Annotated in this window: 20 protein-coding genes; 10 read left to right on the plus strand and 10 right to left on the minus strand. The window is 68.2% G+C overall.

Translation table 11 applies throughout. The features are described 5' to 3' along the window. Nucleotides 1-3: 3 nt before the first annotated feature. From GC106_RS20720 to GC106_RS20730, 3 genes are all read right to left on the minus strand, one after another. Nucleotides 4-1,554, minus strand: a complete 1,551-nt coding sequence (locus GC106_RS20720; RefSeq protein WP_173133156.1) for a glycoside hydrolase family 13 protein — start codon at nt 1,552-1,554, stop codon at nt 4-6. A 72-nt stretch (nt 1,555-1,626) separates the two neighbouring features. After that, nucleotides 1,627-2,010, minus strand: a complete 384-nt coding sequence (locus GC106_RS20725; RefSeq protein ID WP_173133159.1) for a globin — start codon at nt 2,008-2,010, stop codon at nt 1,627-1,629. A gap of 12 nt (nt 2,011-2,022) precedes the next feature. Next, complete coding sequence (locus tag GC106_RS20730; protein ID WP_173133162.1) at nt 2,023-2,985, minus strand: mechanosensitive ion channel family protein; 963 nt, start codon at nt 2,983-2,985, stop codon at nt 2,023-2,025. Between the two features lie 267 nt (nt 2,986-3,252). Here GC106_RS20730 and GC106_RS20735 point away from each other — a divergent pair, with 267 nt between their 5' ends. Continuing rightward, entirely contained in the window at nt 3,253-3,831 is a 579-nt protein-coding gene (locus GC106_RS20735; RefSeq protein ID WP_376777757.1) for an HNH endonuclease, read from the plus strand. An 8-nt stretch (nt 3,832-3,839) separates the two neighbouring features. On the opposite strand, the gene GC106_RS47930 is transcribed toward GC106_RS20735, so the two are convergent. Then, nucleotides 3,840-4,214, minus strand: coding sequence for a hypothetical protein (locus GC106_RS47930; protein WP_376777760.1), 375 nt, complete (start codon nt 4,212-4,214; stop codon nt 3,840-3,842). A 426-nt stretch (nt 4,215-4,640) separates the two neighbouring features. On the opposite strand from GC106_RS47930, the gene ctaJ reads away from it, so the two are divergent. Together ctaJ and GC106_RS20745 are read left to right on the plus strand one after the other, a co-directional pair. Then, the gene (ctaJ, locus tag GC106_RS20740; RefSeq protein ID WP_173133168.1) at nt 4,641-4,892 is read left to right on the plus strand and encodes an aa3-type cytochrome oxidase subunit CtaJ; all 252 of its coding nucleotides are present in this window, start codon (nt 4,641-4,643) and stop codon (nt 4,890-4,892) included. Further along, a complete protein-coding gene (locus GC106_RS20745; protein WP_173133171.1) occupies nt 4,879-5,370 on the plus strand; it encodes a DUF5130 family protein in 492 nt (163 codons plus the stop codon). The genes ctaJ and GC106_RS20745 overlap by 14 nt, the downstream gene beginning before the upstream one ends. A 70-nt stretch (nt 5,371-5,440) precedes the next feature. Here the strand turns inward: GC106_RS20745 and pepN are convergent, their stop codons facing one another. Next, a complete protein-coding gene (gene pepN / locus GC106_RS20750; protein WP_173133174.1) occupies nt 5,441-8,005 on the minus strand; it encodes an aminopeptidase N in 2,565 nt (854 codons plus the stop codon). Nucleotides 8,006-8,094: 89 nt separating this feature from the next. On the opposite strand from pepN, the gene GC106_RS20755 reads away from it, so the two are divergent. Next, the gene (locus tag GC106_RS20755; RefSeq protein ID WP_173133177.1) at nt 8,095-8,721 is read left to right on the plus strand and encodes a DsbA family oxidoreductase; all 627 of its coding nucleotides are present in this window, start codon (nt 8,095-8,097) and stop codon (nt 8,719-8,721) included. A gap of 51 nt (nt 8,722-8,772) precedes the next feature. After that, nucleotides 8,773-10,203, plus strand: a complete 1,431-nt coding sequence (locus tag GC106_RS20760; RefSeq protein WP_173133180.1) for an aldehyde dehydrogenase family protein — start codon at nt 8,773-8,775, stop codon at nt 10,201-10,203. Here the strand turns inward: GC106_RS20760 and GC106_RS20765 are convergent. Further along, nucleotides 10,175-10,858 carry an MBL fold metallo-hydrolase gene (locus GC106_RS20765; RefSeq protein WP_173133183.1) on the minus strand — a complete coding sequence of 228 codons (684 nt, stop codon included), beginning with the start codon at nt 10,856-10,858 and terminating at the stop codon, nt 10,175-10,177. The genes GC106_RS20760 and GC106_RS20765 overlap by 29 nt on opposite strands. After that, a complete protein-coding gene (locus tag GC106_RS20770) occupies nt 10,855-11,544 on the minus strand; it encodes a 2-phosphosulfolactate phosphatase (protein WP_246366394.1) in 690 nt (229 codons plus the stop codon). The genes GC106_RS20765 and GC106_RS20770 overlap by 4 nt, the downstream gene beginning before the upstream one ends. 41 nt (nt 11,545-11,585) lie before the next feature. On the opposite strand from GC106_RS20770, the gene GC106_RS20775 reads away from it, so the two are divergent. Genes GC106_RS20775 through GC106_RS20785 form a run of 3 tightly spaced genes read left to right on the plus strand, consistent with a single transcriptional unit; the run spans nt 11,586 to nt 13,587 of the window. Further along, entirely contained in the window at nt 11,586-12,053 is a 468-nt protein-coding gene (locus GC106_RS20775; RefSeq protein ID WP_173133186.1) for a ribose-5-phosphate isomerase, read from the plus strand. Nucleotides 12,054-12,065: 12 nt separating this feature from the next. Further along, the gene (locus tag GC106_RS20780) at nt 12,066-12,875 is read left to right on the plus strand and encodes an Fpg/Nei family DNA glycosylase (RefSeq protein ID WP_173133188.1); all 810 of its coding nucleotides are present in this window, start codon (nt 12,066-12,068) and stop codon (nt 12,873-12,875) included. A gap of 55 nt (nt 12,876-12,930) precedes the next feature. Continuing rightward, nucleotides 12,931-13,587, plus strand: coding sequence for an HNH endonuclease family protein (locus GC106_RS20785; RefSeq protein WP_173133191.1), 657 nt, complete (start codon nt 12,931-12,933; stop codon nt 13,585-13,587). Between the two features lie 729 nt (nt 13,588-14,316). Here GC106_RS20785 and GC106_RS20790 read toward each other — a convergent pair. Then, nucleotides 14,317-15,036, minus strand: coding sequence for a hypothetical protein (locus GC106_RS20790; RefSeq protein ID WP_246366469.1), 720 nt, complete (start codon nt 15,034-15,036; stop codon nt 14,317-14,319). Nucleotides 15,037-15,427: 391 nt separating this feature from the next. Between GC106_RS20790 and GC106_RS20795 the strand changes: the two genes are divergently transcribed. Continuing rightward, a complete protein-coding gene (locus GC106_RS20795) occupies nt 15,428-15,961 on the plus strand; it encodes a GNAT family N-acetyltransferase (RefSeq protein WP_173133197.1) in 534 nt (177 codons plus the stop codon). Nucleotides 15,962-15,969: 8 nt separating this feature from the next. Here GC106_RS20795 and GC106_RS20800 read toward each other — a convergent pair whose 3' ends face one another. Beyond that, nucleotides 15,970-16,365 carry an acyl-CoA thioesterase gene (locus GC106_RS20800; RefSeq protein ID WP_173133200.1) on the minus strand — a complete coding sequence of 132 codons (396 nt, stop codon included), beginning with the start codon at nt 16,363-16,365 and terminating at the stop codon, nt 15,970-15,972. A 39-nt stretch (nt 16,366-16,404) separates the two neighbouring features. Here GC106_RS20800 and GC106_RS20805 point away from each other — a divergent pair, with 39 nt between their 5' ends. After that, nucleotides 16,405-16,779 (plus strand): DUF6176 family protein, encoded by a 375-nt coding sequence (locus GC106_RS20805; protein WP_173133203.1) that lies wholly within the window; start codon nt 16,405-16,407, stop codon nt 16,777-16,779. Here GC106_RS20805 and GC106_RS20810 read toward each other — a convergent pair. After that, nucleotides 16,772-17,656, minus strand: a complete 885-nt coding sequence (locus GC106_RS20810) for a cyclase family protein (protein ID WP_173133206.1) — start codon at nt 17,654-17,656, stop codon at nt 16,772-16,774. The two genes, GC106_RS20805 and GC106_RS20810, sit on opposite strands and share 8 nt — an antisense overlap. Between the last annotated feature and the right edge of the window lie 65 nt (nt 17,657-17,721).

Genomic DNA, 17,721 nt, shown 5'->3' on the forward strand with positions numbered 1-17,721 from the left:
ACCTCAGACCAGCCACACGGCCGCGTCGGGGGGCAGCTGACCGTCCACGAGCGGCTCGCTGGCCAGCAGGACCTCGCCCGGCGGGATCGGCACGGGCGCCGACGACGTGTTCAACGCGCAGATCAGCCCGCCGCCCTTGCGGCGGAACGCGAAACACCCGGCGGGCGCGCCGTACCACTCGATCTCGGTCCCGGCGAAGGCCGGATGGGACTTGCGGATCTCGATCGCGTGCCGGTACAGCGACAGCGTCGAGTTCTCGTCCTCCAGCTGGGCCTCGACCGTGAACGACGCCCACTCCAACGGCATCGGCAGCCACGTGTCCGCGTTCGACGAGAACCCGTACGGCGGCTCAGTGCCCTCCCACGGCACAGGGATACGGCTGCCGTCGCGGCCGCGCTTGGTGTGTCCGGAACGGACCCATACCGGGTCCTGCAATGCCCACTCGGGCAGTTCCACGGTCGGCAGGCCCAGTTCCTCGCCGTTGTACAGGTACAGCGCCCCCGGCAACGCGAACTCGACCAACGTCATGGCCCGTGCGCGACGCAACCCGAGCTCGCCGTCGCCGTAGCGCGTGACGTGCCGGACGACGTCGTGGTTGGACAGTGTCCACGTGGGCGTGCTGTCCGCCGCGGCGCGCAACGACCCTTCGATGGCGGTACGCACCGCGTCGGCGTCGAAGTCCGCGTCCACCAGGCGGAAGTTGAAGCCCAGGTGCAGCTCGTCCGGCCGCAGGTAGCGCGCGAACCGGTCGTCGCCCTTCACCCAGATCTCGCCGACCGCCATCGTGTTCGGATAGCCGTCGAGGACCTTGCGGATCAGCCGGTGGACCTCGTGCACGTCGTCGTTGTCGAACCGCGGGTCGATCGCGTTCTCGTGCAGGATCTCCGACTGGTCGATCAGCGACGGGTCCATGTCGGGCAACGACTCCGGCTTGGCCATGCCGTGCGCCACGTCGATGCGGAACCCGTCGACGCCGCGGTCGAGCCAGAACCGCAGCGTGCGCTCCAGATCGGCCGCGACCTCCGGGTTGGCCCAGTTCAGGTCGGGCTGCTCGGGCGCGAACAGGTGCAGGTACCAGTCACCGTCCGGCAGCTGGCTCCACGCCGGGCCGCCGAAGATGCTGGTCCAGTTGTTCGGCGGGTACGGCCCAGGCCGGAACCAGTAGCGGTCCCGTTCCGGCGAACCCGGACCGGCCTCCACCGCGGCCACGAACCACGGGTGCTGGTCGCTGGTGTGGTTGGGCACCAGGTCGATGGTCACCCGGATGCCGCGCTCGTGTGCCTCGGCCACCAGCAGGTCGAACTTCTCCAGGTCACCGAAGACCGGGTCGACGTCCCGCGGGTCGGCCACGTCGTAGCCGTGGTCGGCCATCGGGGAGGTGAAGAACGGGGTCAGCCACAGCGCGTCGACGCCGAGCAGTTCGAGGTAGCCCAGCCGCGACCGGATCCCGTCCAGGTCACCGATCCCGTCGCCGTCCGAGTCGGCGAACGATCTGACGTAGACCTGGTAGAAAACGGCGTGCTGCCACCATTGTCCGTCGGCGTGTGTTGGCACGGTGGGTCATCCTGCCATCGAGGTGGGGTGGTCCGGGCTGGAAAACCGTCAACTCCTTCGGCCGGGTCGCGATCAGGTCCAGCTGTTGAGCAGGCTGTTCGCGGCCATTTCCAGGTAGGTCCACAGTTGCTTGCGGTGTTCTTCGGACAGGCCGGCCTCGTCCACCGCGATGCGCATGCACCGCAGCCAGGCGTCCCGCTGTAACGGGCCCACCTGGAACGGCGCGTGCCGCATCCGCAGCCTCGGATGGCCTCGGTTGTCCGAATACGTGTGCGGCCCGCCCCAGTACTGCATCAGGAACAACCGCAGCCGCTCCTCGGCCGGGCCGAGATCCTCCTCCGGATACATCGGCCGGAGGATCTCGTCCTTGGCGACCTCGGCGTAGAAACGCGCGACGATCCGGTGGAACGTCTCCTCGCCACCGACGGCCTGATAGAAACTCTGCGCCTGCGTCACCGCACCATTGTCCTACTTCTGGCTGAAGAGGCGGCCGAGGGGCGGCTCGATGCCCGCCTCCTCCAGCGCCGGGATGATCCGGGCCCGCAGCGCGCGCTGCACCGCCCACTGACGTCCGGCCCGGACTTTCACCGTCAGCCGCACCGTGATGCTCTCCGGTGTGACTTTGTCCACACCCAGCAGCTCCGGTGGTTCCAGCACGTCCTCGCTGACCGGTTCGCCCGCGACCTCGTCGGCCACGATCCGGTTGATCACCTCGGTCGCGGCCTCGATGTCGGCGCTGTAGCCCAGCGGGATGTCCACCACGGCGACCGCGAAGCCCTGGCTGGAGTTGCCGACCCGGAGGATCTCGCCGTTGCGTACGTACCACACGGTGCCGTTGACGTCGCGCAGCGTGGTGACCCGTAATCCGACGGACTCGATGGTCCCGGTCGCGGGACCGACGTCGACGATGTCGCCGACGCCGTACTGGTCCTCCAGCATCATGAACACGCCGGACAGGAAGTCCTTGACCAGGTTCTGCGCACCGAAACCGAGCGCGACACCGACGATGCCGGCCGAGGCGATGATCGGCCCGAGGTTGATCCCGATCTCGCCGAGGATCAGCATGAACGCCAAGCCCCACACCAGGAACGACAGCAGCGACTTCATCACCGACGCGATGGTCTGGGCCCGCTGCTGGCGCCGTTCGGACACCAGCGCGCCGACCGCCTGCGGCGCCCGCTCCTTCAGCGGCCGCAGGATCCGCGGGGTCTTGCCGTTGCCGGCGCCCCGGGCGAGCCGGTCGATCGTGCGGCGTGCCACGAAGCGGATGACGAATGCCACCAAAAGGATGATCAGGATCCGCAGCGGGGCGTTGGCCAGCCAGTTGACCGCACCGGACAGCCAGGCGTTCCCGGTGATGTCGAACACCGCCCTGCACAGCGTTCCGACGTCGTTCACGCAGGTGGGAGGCTGGAGACCTAGTGTGTTCATCGATCCGATCTTGCAGTGGGGGACGGGTCACGGGCCAGGTTAGGCGCGCGGCGTTCAACACCCGTTCACGGGGGTTTCGACGAGTTGGGACGTGACACGCATGGCAACACACGTGCGCGAGGGGTGTGGTTTGTGGTCGACTATGCCCTGCACCCCGGTGGAGGTGGTCGCGTGCCCGACCGAAAACCGACTCCGATCAGCGGCGCGAAATCCGGTGCAACCGGCACCGGAAGCGCGTCGCTGACAGCGCTGCCTACGCAACTGCCAGTGGCGGAGCAGCGTCCGGCGTCGACAGCATCAACGGGGCCTCCCGTGCCCACAGTGCCGTCGTGGGGTCGTCGCAGGGTCCTGTTGCTCAATGCCACGTTCGAGCCGCTCACCGCGCTGCCCCTGCGGCGTGCGGTCGTGCTTGTGGTCTGTGGCAAAGCTGAGGTCGTGCACGGTGATCCGGCCGGAATGCTGATGCATTCCGCCACGTCGAGCGTGGAGATCCCGTCGGTGATCAGGCTCAGCAACTACGTCCGCGTGCCCTACCGGGGACGCGTGCCGTTGACCCGTGCCGGGCTGATGCACCGCGACCGCTACAGATGTGCCTACTGTGGCGGCCGGGCGGAAACTATAGATCATGTCGTGCCGCGCAGCCGTGGGGGTCCCCACACGTGGCAGAACTGTGTGGCCAGTTGCGCGAAGTGCAACCACAAGAAGGCCGACAAACTGCTGAGCGAGCTGGGCTGGCGGCTGCGGGTCGTCCCCGCGGCGCCGCGCGGACCGCACTGGCGCCTGCTCGCCGGGGTGGCAGACGCCGATCCGCTGTGGCTGCCCTACCTGGGCGAGCCCGCCGCGTAGGCGGCCGTTCAGGACGTGACGCGAGTACCCGCGGTGACACGGGTCCCGCGGGTAACGCGGGTGCCCCTGGTCACGCGGGTGCCTTCGCGGGCGACGCGAGTACCGGCGGTGACGCGGGTGCCTTCACGCGTCACACGGGTGCCTTCACGAGTGACCCGCGTACCTGACGTAACCCGAGTGCCGCGCGTCACTCGCGTGCCCCTGGTGACGCGGGTTCCGCAGGTGACCCGCGTACCTTCGGCGCAGGCGGTCACGCGGGTTCCCCGGGTGACTCGGGTGACTCGGGTGCCACGAGTGACCCGTGTGCCGCTGGTGATCAGCGCGGTGACACGGGTTCCCTCGGCATACCCATCACACAATGCAGCGAACTGAGCGTCGATCATCGCCTGATCGGGGGTCGGCATCGGGGTCATGTCGGGGCCTCCTCGTGACTGACAAGTGAGAAGTAGTGCTTCGAGCGGGGTCCGCAAGGTCCGTACAGGTGAAAGTTATGGGTGATCGAACAAACCCGCAAGCCGTCAACTCGGTCCAACCGTTCGGTTCGGGATCGATGCGGCCGTTCGCCACCACGGACTCGGCCGGGCGCTGGACAGTACCGGCAGGCACTTGGCGCATACGGATTACCAAGGCCGCAGGACATGCGACTGTCCGGAATCGGAACGCTCCCAGTCAGTGACACATCCCCGGTGACACACAACCGGGCGGCACATTCCGGTGGAACATCACCGGTGACACATCCAGTGGCTCGCTGACCGGCCCTCAGCCGGGGTCGACGCTCCCCGGTGGAGGAGGTCGGTTACCTTTAGCGCGTGAGCCCGGTCGAGACAGTTCTCGTCTTCGTAGTGATCCCGGCGGCCATCTATGGCGCCGTGGCGTTGCTGACGCTGCGCGAGCGTGCCGCCAAGACCCCGAGGTACCGGCCAGGGCAGGACTGGGACTACCCGCCTGTCTGGTGGACCGCCAACCCCGCGGGAGTGGCGCAGCCGGTGCGCTCGACAGACGAGGAAGACGCCGCGCAGTACGCGCGGACCGCTTGGGGAGGTGCCCGTGGCAGCTGGTGAGGTCGTCAAGGCCGGTCCGGCCGTCATCGACGAGTCGCAGCTTCCGGAAGGCACGGTCGTCACGCACACCGGACGGCTGTCCGTCGCGCGCCCCTACCGGGAGGCCGAGCCCGCGTTGCCGTTCACGCCGGTCCAGCTGTCCCGGTTGGACGAGGCGCTGACGCTGGCCAGCCGCGCCGCCGGACTGGCGTTCAGCGTCTACCTCGGAGCGTTGGGCACCGACACGCGCGTGGAAGCCGAGCGCCTGCACGCGTCCAGCGAGGACCCGAGCCACGCCGTGCTGATCGCCGTCTCACCGGGACAGCGCGTCGTCGAGATCGTCACGGGTGAGGAGGCGTCCCGCCGCCTGCCCGACCGTGGCCTGAAGCTGGTCGTGATGGCCCTGGTCGCGTCCTTCAAGGAAGGCGACCTGATCGGCGGCCTGGTGAGCGGCCTGCGCATGCTCGCCGACCAGGCAGGCACCCCAGCCACCCACTGAAACCCCAGCTCACCCCTCGTGAGTGGTTATCAGGGTTAGAACCCCGATAACCACTCACGAGGGGTTTTTGCTAGGCCTGCTGGTCGAATTCGCGGGCTGCCAGGGCCCGCACGATGCCCGCACGGCCTTCGGAGACCAACCGGCGCAGGGCGGGCGGACGCTCCTGCGCCAGCCACGCGTCAGCGGCCTCGACCGTGCTGCGGTCCACATGCCACGCCGGGAACAGGCCGAGCACCACCGGCTGCGCCCGTTCGCTGGAGCGGCGCTCCCACACCCCGGCGACGTCCTCGAAGTACTTGTCCGCATAGGACGCGATCAGCTGCTTCTGGCCGGGGTGCGAGAACCCGGCGATGATCGCCTCGTTGATCGCGTTCGGCAGCTCGTCGTCGTGCACGGCCCGCTGCCACGCCTCGGCTTTGGCCTCGGCGGTCGGCCGCAGCGCCAGTGCGCGCTCGGCGTGCCGCCTGCCGGTCGCCGTCGAGTCACGCTCCAGTTCGGCGTCGACCTCCGCCTTGCCCGCGACGCCGTGCGCGACCAAAGTGGTCAGCAGCCGCCAGCGCTGGTCGGTGTCCACGACCAGGCCCTCCAGCGGCGCGGTGCCGTCCAGCCAGCCCTTGATCATCGTGACCTTCTCATCGTCCAGAACGGACGACGCCAGCGCCGAGACGAACCCGAGCTGGTGGTCCGAACCGGGCTCCGCCGACCGCACCAGCTCGACGAGACGGTTGGTGAACAGCCGCCAGCCCTCCGGCGCCCACGCCGGGTCGGCGTACGAGGACAGCGCGGTCTGCGCCTGCAGCAACAACCGCTGTACGACACCGATCTCGGTCTCCGCGGCCACGCCACTGATCACCAGCTGGACGAAGTCGCGGGCCTTCAGCTCCGCCTCACGCGTCATCTCCCATGCGGCCGACCAGCACAGCGTGCGCGGCAACGGCTCGGCGATGTCGGCGATCCGGTCGATCAGCGTCTCCAGCGACGCCGGGTCGAGCCGCATCGTGCAGTAGCTCAGGTCGTCGTCGTTGACCAGCACCAGCTTGCCGCGCGGCACGCCGACCAGCTCGGCGATCTCGGTGCGCGGGCCGTCCACGTCCACCTCGGCCCGATGGGTACGCACGATCCTGCCGTCCACGTCGTCGTACACGCCGATCGCGACCCGGTGCGTCCGCAGCTCGCCCGCGCCCGGCTTGGCACCGCCCTGCGTCACGGCGAACTCGGTGAACCTGCCGTCTGCGTCGACCTTGAACGACGGGCTCAGCGAGTTCAGGCCGGTCGTCTCCAGCCACTGCGCGCTCCACCACGACAGGTCACGGCCGGACGCCTCCTCCAAGGCGCCCAACAGGTCCGCCAGGGTCGCGTTGCCCCACGCGTGCTTGTCGAAGTACACCCGCAAGCCGGACAGGAAGTTGTCCTTGCCGACGTACGCGACGAGCTGCTTGAGCACTGACGCGCCCTTGGCGTACGTGATGCCGTCGAAGTTGACCTCGACGGCCTCCAGGTCCGCGATGTCGGCGGCCACCGGGTGCGTCGACGGCAGCTGGTCCTGCCGGTAGGCCCAGGACTTCTCGATGTTGGCGAAGCTGGTCCACGCGTGCTTGTACTCGGTCGCCTCGGCCTGCGCGAGCACGCTGGCGAACGTGGCGAACGACTCGTTCAGCCACAGGTCGTCCCACCAGCGCATGGTCACCAGGTCGCCGAACCACATGTGCGCCATCTCGTGCAGCAGCGTCTCGTTGCGCCGCTCGTACAGGTAGCGGGTGACGCGGCTGCGGAAGACGTAGTCCTCCAGGAACGTCACACAGCCCGCGTTCTCCATCGCGCCCGCGTTGAACTCCGGCACGAACAGCTGGTCGTACTTGCCGAACGGGTACCGGACGCCGAAGTTCTCGTGGTAGAAGGCGAAACCTTCCTTGGTCTCCCGGAACAGCCGGTCGGCGTCGAGGTGCTCGGCCAGCGAGGCACGGCAGTACAGGCCCAGCGGGATGTCCGGCTGGCCCGGCTCGCTGTAGACGTCACGCCACTCCGCGTACGGTCCCGCGACCAGGGCCACCAGGTAGGTCGACATCGGCTTGGTGGTCTGGAAGACCAGGGACACCGCACCGTCGCCGGTCTCCGTGCTCGACTCGATGGCCGCGTTGGAGATGACCTTCCAGTCCCGCGGGGCGGTCACCGTGAGGTCGTAGACGGCCTTGAGGTCGGGCTGGTCGAAGCACGTGAACATCCGCTTGGCGTCCGCGGTCTCGAACTGCGTGTACAGGTAGACGCCGTTGTCGACCGGGTCGACGAACCGGTGCAGGCCCTCACCGGAGTTCATGTACCGGCACTGGGCCTCGACGACGAGCTCGTTGCTCACCGCCAGGTCCGGCAGCCTGATGCCGTCGTCCTCGCGGTAGTCCGACACGTCCAGCTCGACGCCGTTGAGCACGGCCTTGGACACCGACTCGGCGACGATGTCGATCCACGTCGTGGCGCCTGCCTCGCGGCTGCGGAACTTCACGGTGGTGCGGGAGGTGAAGGTGCGCTCGCCTGGTCCGCCCGCGCCGTCGGTCAGGTCCAGCGCGATCGCGTAGGAGTCGACCTCGAGCAGCTCGGCGCGCTGCTGGGCTTGAGCACGGGTCAGGTTGGGGGCGGCCACTGATCACCTCAGGTTCGACGGGAAGTTGACAACCGTATCCAATCACGGCCGCCGGGAAGATGAAGACGGCCGATCCGGTTGTGCAGGACATGAGCGCCCATGAAGAAGCAGCCCAGCAGACGAAGGTCGACTTCTACTTCGACCCGGTTTGTCCGTTCGCGTGGATCTCCTCCCGCTGGATCCTCGAGGTCGAGAAACACCGCGACATCGATCTCAGGTTCCGTGTGATGAGCCTCGCAGTCCTCAACGAGGGCCGGGACCTGCCCGAGGACTACCGCAAGTTCCTCGACCGGGCGTGGGGACCTGTCCGGGTGGCCATCGCGGCGGCCCAGCTCAAGGGCGAGGAGGTGCTGCGGGACCTGTACACCGCTCTCGGCACCCGTATCCACAACGAGGGGCGCAAGGACTACGACCAGATCATCCTGGACGCCCTGGAAGAGGTGGGCCTGCCCGCTGACCTGGCGAAGGCCGCCACCAGCTCGGACTACGACGAGGCACTGCGCAAGAGCCACCACGAGGGCATGGACCCGGTCGGCATGGACGTCGGCACGCCGACCATCCACATCGACGGTGTCGCGTTCTTCGGGCCGGTGCTCACCAGCATCCCGCGTGGCCAGCAGGCCCTCGACGTGTTCGACGGGTCCCGGCTGCTCGCGAGCTACCCGAACTTCTTCGAGCTCAAGCGCACCCGGACGGGGGAGCTGAACTTCGAGTGACGTTCTAAGGTCGGTGGTGTTCCGTGCACCACCGACCTGAGGGAGTTACCCATGGCGGCCCCTGTCACGACTCGTACCGGCCACGTCATCGACGGGCAGCAGCTGGACGGCGGGGGAGAGACCATCGACGTGGTGAACCCGGCCACCGGCGAGGTGATCGCCGCCGTCCCGGCGGGCACCGCCGCCGACGTGGACGCGGCGGTGCGGGCCGCGGGCAAGGCGTTCGTCAGCTGGTCGCAGACCACGGTCGCGGAACGGGTCGCGGTGATCCGGCGGATCGCCACCGAGCTGGGTGCCCGCCGCGACGAGATGGCCGCGACCATCACCGCCGAGATGGGCTCGCCGATCTCGTTCTCCCGCAACGTGCAGGCCTCGTTGCCGGTCGCGGTCTCCAACGGTGTGGCGGACCTGCTGGACGGCGGGTTCTCGTTCACCGAGGAGATCGGCAACTCGCTCGTGGTGCGGGAGCCGATCGGGGTGGTCGGCTGCATCACGCCGTGGAACTACCCGCTGCACCAGATCGTCGCGAAGATCGTCCCGGCCCTGGCGGCCGGCAACACGGTCGTGCTCAAGCCCAGCGAGATCAGCCCGTTGACCGCCGGGCTGTTCATGGCGGTGCTGGAGTCCGCCGGTGTGCCCGCGGGCGTGGTCAACCTCGTACACGGCACCGGACCCGTCGCCGGCGAAGCGCTTGCGGCGCACCCAGGCGTGGACATGATCTCGTTCACCGGGTCGACCAGGGCGGGCAAGCTCGTCACGACGGCGGCCGCGGGGACCGTGAAGCGGGTGGCGCTGGAGCTGGGCGGCAAGTCGGCGAACGTGATCCTCGACGACGCGGACCTGACCGCGGCCGTGAAGAAGGGCATCGCCAACGCGTACATCAACGGCGGCCAGACGTGCACCGCCTGGACCCGGATGATCGTGCCCGCGGCCAAGCACGACGAGATCGTCGAGATGGCCGCCGCCGCGGCCGCCAAGTACACCGTCGGCGACCCGAACGACGAGAGCACCCGCATCGGCCCGATGTCGTCGAGCGCGCAACGCAACCGTGTCCTCGGCTACATCAACAAGGGCATCGACGAAGGCGCCACCGTGGCGTTCGGCGGCGCGGACACCTCCGGTCTGCCTGTGCCCGGCGCGTACGTCCCGCCGACCGTGTTCGCGAACGTGCGGCCCGACATGACCATCGCGCAGGAGGAGATCTTCGGCCCGGTGCTGTCGGTGCTGCCGTACAACGACGAGGACGAGGCCGTGGAGATCGCCAACTCGACGATCTACGGCCTGTCCGGCTCGGTGTTCTCCGGCGACCCGGAGCGCGGCCTGGCCGTGGCCAAGCGGATGCGCACCGGGCAGGTCAGCATCAACGGCGGCTCGTTCAACCCGTTGGCGCCGTTCGGCGGTTACAAGCAGTCCGGCAACGGCCGTGAGCTCGGCAAGTACGGCATCGAGGAGTTCACCGAGCTGAAGTCCATCCAGCGCTGAGGATTTCGCGCGCCCGCGCGACGAAGTCCTTGTCCACAGGGGACCCGTGCCCGGGGACGACGACCTCCGGATCCAGTGCCAGGAGCCTGTCCAGCGCTCCCGGCCACCGCGTCACGTCGCCGTCCCCGAAGGACTCCTCGATGAACTCCGGGTGCTCGACGAGGTCGCCCGCGAACACGGTCCGGGTGTCCGGAACCTCGATCACGGTGTCGCAGAACGAATGCGCCGGCCCGAAGTGACGGAGTACGACCTTTCGGCCACCGAGCTCGATCTCGGCCCGGCCGGCGAAGGTCCTGGTGGGGGCGACCAGTTCGGATTCCTCGATCGCGGCACCGATCTCCGGCTTGCCCTGCTCGCGGTACCGCCGCGCCCAGGCGGTCTTCTCCTCCACGTCGAAGCGGAAGTTCTCGTGCGCCCACACCTCACACGGCTGGAACGGACCCGTGCCGTAGCAGTGGTCGAAATGCGCGTGCGTGTACACGACGTGCCACGGCTTCGCGGTGATCTGCCTGATCTGCCTGGCCAAGGCGGCTCCTTGGACGTGATCGCCCGGAGTGTCGATCACCAGGCACGCGTCGTCGCCGACCACCAGGCCGGTGGTCAGGTCGAGTTCCTCGTGCCTGACGACGTGGACGCCGCCGGCCACCTCGATCACTGGAAGACGCCGTTCACCAGGGTCGGCGTCGCCTTGCTCACGTTGACCTGACCGGCCAGCGCGATGTCCTCGGTCAAGCCCTTCACGCCCAGTTCGAGACCGGAGCCGCAGCCGCCCAGCAACTCCGCCAGGTACGGCTCGGCCGTGCGGAACGACGTCGCGGCGAACGCGGCCTCGGGCGAGGCCGGGCTGTAGCCCTCGGCGAGCAGCGCGGACACGATCGCGCCCGCGCCGATGTAGTCCTCCATGGCGACCCGCAGCGAACCGGTCTTCTGGTTCTCGTACATGGTCACGCCCCACTGCTCACCAGCGGCGATCACACCGATCGGGCCACGGTCGGCCAGATCGATCGCCTTGTCGGCGACCGCGGCCGCGTTGCGCAGGCAGCCCGCCATCACGGTGGTCTGCAGCGCGGCGCGCTGGCACAGCCTGCCGCCGTTCGGGGAGGTGAACGTGATCTCCGTGCCCGCTTCGACGGACTTGAGCTCACTGGGCCGTTTCAGCCCGGTGGTCTGCTCCGACGGCGCCCGCAGCGCGAGCCGCGCGCCCTGGCCGACGATCAGATCGACCGACGTGGTGAAGCTCAACACATCGACGATGATCAGTACCGTGCAGTGCGGGGCCAGCGCCTCGACGCCGTCCATGCCCCATTCCAGCCGTACGCCGAAGCCGTCCTGAGTGAACATGCCTCCAGCCTGCCAGCCCGTTCCATGGCACACTTCGGCGCGTGCGTGTGTATCTCGGAAGTGACCATGCCGGTTACGAGCTGAAGACGTATCTGGCCGACCACCTCAGGCAGGCCGGCCACGAGGTCGTCGACGTGGGTCCGCGTGTCTACGACGCGCAGGACGACTACCCGCCGTTCTGCATCGCGGCCGCTCAGCGCGTGGTCGGCGACGAAGGCAGCCTCGGCGTCGTGATCGGCGGGTCCGGCAACGGCGAGCAGATCGCGGCGAACAAGGTCGAGGGCTGCCGGGCGGCGCTGGCGTACAACGTCGAAACCGCGCAGCTGGCCCGTAAGCACAACAACGCCCAGGTGGTCGCGATCGGCGCGCGGATGCATTCGCCCGAGGACGCCGCGCAGATCGTCGACGTGTTCCTCAAGACGGAGTTCGAGGGCGGCAGGCACCAGCGGCGGATCGACCTGGTCCTGGACTACGAGCGCACGGGCGTCCCACCCGCGCTGCCGGAGTAAACTGGTCGGCAAATGCCTGAAGGTCATACGCTGCACCGGCATGCCCGGATGCACCACCGCCGTTACGCGGGTCACCCGGTCGCGGTCTCCAGCCCACAGGGCCGATTCGCCGCCCAAGCGTCCATTCTGGACGGCCGCAAGCTGGTCCGTGCGGAGGCACACGGAAAGCACCTGTTCCACGTGTACGGGCCGGACGCGATCGTGCACATCCACCTCGGGCTGCGCGGATTCTTCGACGAGCACAAACTGCCGGAGCTCGAACCGGTCGGCCAGGTCCGAATGCGCGTCGTGGGACGTGCACATTGGACAGACCTGCGTGGCCCGAACGCGTGCGAACTCTGGACCGAAGACCAGGTCTCGGCCTTACGCGCGCGACTGGGTCCCGACCCGCTGCGCCGCGACGCGGACCCGGACAAGGCCTGGAACAGGATCTCCCGTTCGCGGGTGCCGCTGGCGGCGTTGCTGATGGACCAGGCGGTGATCTCCGGGGTGGGCAACGTCTACCGGGCGGAAATCCTGTTCCGGCACGGTGTCCCGCCGATGATCCCGGGCAAGGAGGTCGACCCGACCGTCTTCAAGGAGATGTGGGACGACCTGGTCGACCTGATGAACCACGGCGTGAAGGCAGGCTCGATCGACACGGTCCGGCCCGAGCACATGCCCGAGGTGATGGACCGCGAACCCCGCAAGGACGCACACGGCGGTGAGGTGTACGTCTACCGGCGGGCCGGACTGCCCTGCTACCTCTGCGGGACGACGGTGGAAAAGGCGGAACTGGTGGGCCGCAACCTGTTCTGGTGCCCGACCTGCCAACCGGAGTAACGCCCTTCGGCTGATCAGCGCGTTGCCGGTTGGCCTGGCAGGGTAACCGGCGAGCATGATCCGCGTGGTCCTGCTTGTCCTGCTCTTATCAGGCTGTGCCGCACTCCCGACGGGCCCGAACGTGCCCATCACCCACGTACCCCCAGGCACCCCCGACGCCGCGACCGCCCGCACCCAACTCGCCGCCTTGGTCGTCCAGGCGCCCGCGTCTCTCGCTGGCTACGTACGGTCCTGCGAGTCGGGAGCCGCCTGCGTCTTCGGCCGCCCGTGGATCGATGTCGACGGCGACGGGTGCGACCAACGCAGTCAGGTACTCGCCCGCGACTTGAGTGGCGTGTCCCGCAAGGAAGGCCGCTGCGCGGTGACTTCCGGGACCCTTCAGGACCCGTACACCGGGGACACCGTCACGAGCGTCTCCAAGATCCAGATCGACCACGTGGTGCCCCTCGCCGAGATGTGGCGCTCCGGCGCTTCGACCTGGACCCTGGACCGCCGCGCTCTCGCCGCCAACGACCTACGCAATCTTGTGGCCGTACAAGGCAAAACCAACCAGGCCAAGGGCGACCAGACGCCCGACCAGTGGATGCCGCCCAACACCGGGTACGCGTGCCCCTACGCCCGGATCTACGTCGGCGTGAAAGCGGCTTACGCCCTCACGACCACAACCACCGAACGCGCCGCCCTCGACCGAGCCCTCGCCGCCTGCCCCTGACCCCTCACCCACCACCACCACCACCTCGCCACCTCGCCCCACCCCATTGGCACCCCACCCCACTCCAGCACCTGGCACCCCGCCCGGGCTCCGACACCCCGCCCGGCTCCGGCCCACCTGGTGTCTCGCCCGCTCCGGCACCTGGCACACCACCCGCTCCAGCCCGCCTGGTGCGTCGCCCCGCTCCCGCCCGCTGTCCAATGCGCCACCCCACGCCTGCCCCTGCCACCGCTCCGCGAAACGCGCACTCCAACACCGCGTGTCCGCCACTCCGGCACCGCGAAGTGCACTCTCCGGCACCACGAAATGCACTTTCCGGCACCATGAAATGCACTTTGCGGCACCGAGAATTCTCCGCTGCTGCGCCTGAAACCGCATTCAGAACTCAGTCCACCCCGAGCACAGCATTCGTCACTCTGCACTCAACATTCAGCACTCTGCACTCAGCATGCTGAATTCTGAATTCAGAGTGCAGCGCTCAATCTTCAGGATGCTCCGGCGCGGGCCCCAGCCGTCACCGTAGGCCGCGCCGTAGCCCTCACCGCAGCGGTCACCCAGCGGTCGCCCAGCCTCGGCTCATCCTCGTGGCCTTGAAAGATCACCGAGCCGCCCTGAGCCGCCGCAGTCCTGCATTCAGCATTCAGGGTTCAGCATTCAGGGTTCAGGCGCCGACCCACGAAAACGGGCGGCCCATCACTCGGACCGCCCGCCTCACCTCAATCGGCGCAATCAGAAGTCGCCGCCGAAATCGCCGCCGCCGAAGTCGCCCCACCCGCCGGCGTCGCCACCCATGTCGCCACCGGCATCGCCGCCCATGTCACCGCCGTCGCCGCCCGTGTCGGCCATGGCATCAGCCTGCCCGGCGTCGTAACCGGCTTCCCAGGCCGCGGCGTCCGGAATCCCGGCCATGCCGGAGAACATCGCGTCGAAGAGCAGGAACGTGCCGACGCCCCAAGCACCGGCGACGAGTGCGGGCTTCCACCACGGCTCGCTGTACCAGCCCTGCGGCACCGGACGGCCCGCGACGCGGCCACCGGGGTAGTAGTACGGCGTCTCCGAACCCGGGCGCGCCGACGCCGCGTACTGGTGGCCCTCGACGTTGACCCGGCGGTCGTCGGTCACCCGGCCGGCGTTGATCTGCTCGCGGTCCTCGGGCAGCGCGGGACCGGGGTCCAAGCCCATCGCCTCGCGCGCGGCGCGTACGTAGTACAGGCCCTCCAGCGCGGTCTTGGTCACCAGCTTGGCCTGTTCGACCGTCTGCACCTGGTCCATCTGCGACCCGGCTGCGGTGTAGCGCTCGGACGCGTCGGCCAAAGCCTGCTTGGAGGCCTCGTCGGTGCCGGTCAGGTTCATCACCTGGCCGCCGAGCCGCTCGACCCAGCGCCGCGCGTCGGCCTTCGCGTTCTCCAGCTCGTTACGCCGAGCTGTCGCCCGTTTGCTGGCGGCCATGAAGATCAATCCGCCCACCACGACGATCAGTACAACCACCACGATGGCCGTGTCCACGACGCCTCCATATGAGCGTTCGAAAGTCCTCGAAGTGGACAACGCCGAACACGGGCGTCCCAGTTCCCGGCCTGTGTGTCAGAACACCTCCGGGTGAAACGGCGGGGCATCGGAAATGCCCGACTTGCCGGGAATCAGCGTCGGGAGCTTGGCCGCCGCCGAGGTCCAGCGCGGGGCGGCGTCCGCTCCACCGTCGCGGCGTTGGTGCCACGCGCAGACACGCGCGTATTCCTAACCGAACAGGCATGACGTTGCCACCGAGTTTCCGATGGACGTATGGTGTGCGCACTTTCTGCCGAACTGGGTGAATGACGGACTGACTGGGTAGGGATCCATGCGGCTGGACACCCTGACTCTGGTGCGTGAGGCACGCGCTGACGACGCGGCGAGCATCGGTGAGGTGCACGCCGAGGCGTGGCGCGTGGCGTATCGCGACCTGTTCGAGTCGAAGTTCCTGGCCGCGCAGGTGGAAATCCGTCGGGGGCAGTGGGTGGGCAAGCTCGCCGACCTTCAGCCGCACGGCACGGTGCTGCTCGCCGAACGTGGCCACCAGGTCGTGGCGTTCAGCCACTTCGGGCCGGCCGAGGAAGGCGACGGCAAAGGTGAGATCTTCGCCTGTTACGCCCGGCCGAGCGCGTGGGCGAGCGGGGTGGCGTCCACATTGTTGCAACGGGTCCAGGAAGCTCTCGCCGAAATGCGCTTCCGTGACATCCGGGCGTGGACGCTGTCGGGTGCGAATCGCGCGCGGCACTTCTACCGCAAGGAAGGTTTCCGGGAGTCGGGCCGCCGCAGGGAATGGGACTACGGCGACGGCAGGCCTGTGCTGGAACTGGAGTACGTCCGCAGCATCAGGCACCTGCGTCACTGATTCCGTCCTCAGTCCACAGTAGAGAGAGCCGACCTGACGTAGTCCGGAATCGGTTTCTTGGTGTTCGCGGCCGGGTCGATGAACACGTGCCGGACCTCGCCCTCGGTGATCACTTCACCGCCGACCCGGAACACCGGCCGGATGATCATGCTCGTGGTGCCCAGGTGGTGCACGGGCATCTCGATGTCGACCTGGTCGTCGAACCGCGCGCTGCGCACGTAACGCAGCCGGGACTCGGCGACCATCATGTCGTCGCCCTTCTCGACCATCTCCTGGTAGCTGCACACTTTCGCGCGCCACAGCTCGGTCAGCGCGACGTCGTAATAGAACATGTAGTGCCCGACGAACATCACGCCCTGCTGGTCGCACTCGCTGTAGCGGACCCTTATCCGGTGGACGAACATGACACATTGTTGCGTATGAACGCACCAGGTGGAGGTCCTGTGAGCAGCAGCATCCCGGAAGGCCTGATCGTGGAGTTGTCCCGGGCGAAGGTGAAGCCGGGGGCGTCGGGCGAGGCGGACAAGTGGATGAAGATGCTCAACGACCGGATCGACGAGTGCGTGGCGACCCTGGACCGTGAGCGGATGGCGATCGAGATCGTCTTCCGGCTGCGGGAAGGCGAGGACGACTACCTGTACTGGGTACAGGTGCGCGGGAAGAACGGTGCGGGACTGGACGAGTCCCTGCCGATCGACCGGGACCACATCGCGCAGGGCCGGCGCACCAAGGAGCCCGGCTGGGTGGAAGCCGAGCCCCAGGTGCTGATGCTGCCGGAGCCGGTCAGGAAGGCGGTGCTGGACTGGGCGCTCAGGTGAGGGCGTAGGCCCGGACCGGGAACGTCCCCATGCCCTTGATGGCCAGTGGAGCGGCGTGGAACCGGAAACCGTGTGGCGGCAGGAGGTCCAGCCGAGTCATGTGCTCGACGACCGGAATACCGGCCTGGAGCAACGCGGTGTGCGCGGGCCGTGCGCCGTCAGAGGTGTCGTCGATGTTCATGGAGTCGATCCCCACGACCGCGGCCCGCTGTTCGGCAAGCCACTCCGCGGCATCCTTGGTGATGAACGGATGCTGCCCGCTGACGTACGCGTCGGTACCCCAATGGCGGTCCCACCCGGTGTTGAGGAGCACGGCCTTGCCCGCGACTTCGTAGGCCAGCAACAGGTTCCGATCGATCACCCGCTGATCCACCCGGACGGTGATGCCCTCGACGTCCACCAGACTCGCCAGGTCCAGTCGCGAAAGGTCGGCGCTGCCGTGGAACCGATGCGCGGGACTGTCCACATAGGTGCCGGTGTTGCCGACCATGCTGATCTTCCCGATCTGGAACTCCGTGCCCGGCGCGTAGTTGCGGTGCGAGTCCGCAAAGGACAACCAGTCGCCGATCTCCGGGCCGGGCAGCCCGGTGTGCGTGACCATGCCGTGCTCGATGACGTGGCTGAGATCGATCAGCCTTCGCTCGGGCGCGGCCGTCTCGACACCCCGTGACCCCTTGTGCGGTTCCTGGATGAGGGTCTTGTTGGAGATCGTGACCTCGCCGGCCATCAGCAACCCCAGGTGCCGGACGAACAGCTCGCCCAGCGCCTCGTCGTCGATGTCCTCCCCGGGAATGTCGAGCCGGAACTCCTGGGCCTGCAAAGCCCCGCCGTTGCTGAAGGTCACGTTCGCGTCGAACTGCACCCGCCACTCGCTCATGAGTGACATTGTCGGGCGAGCGCGCGGGTGGTGCCGAGTCCGGGCAGGGTGTGTCAGGGCTTGTG

The sequence above is a fragment of the Kibdelosporangium persicum genome, assembly GCF_013280595.1.
Classification (GTDB): Bacteria; Actinomycetota; Actinomycetes; order Mycobacteriales; family Pseudonocardiaceae; genus Kibdelosporangium; species Kibdelosporangium persicum.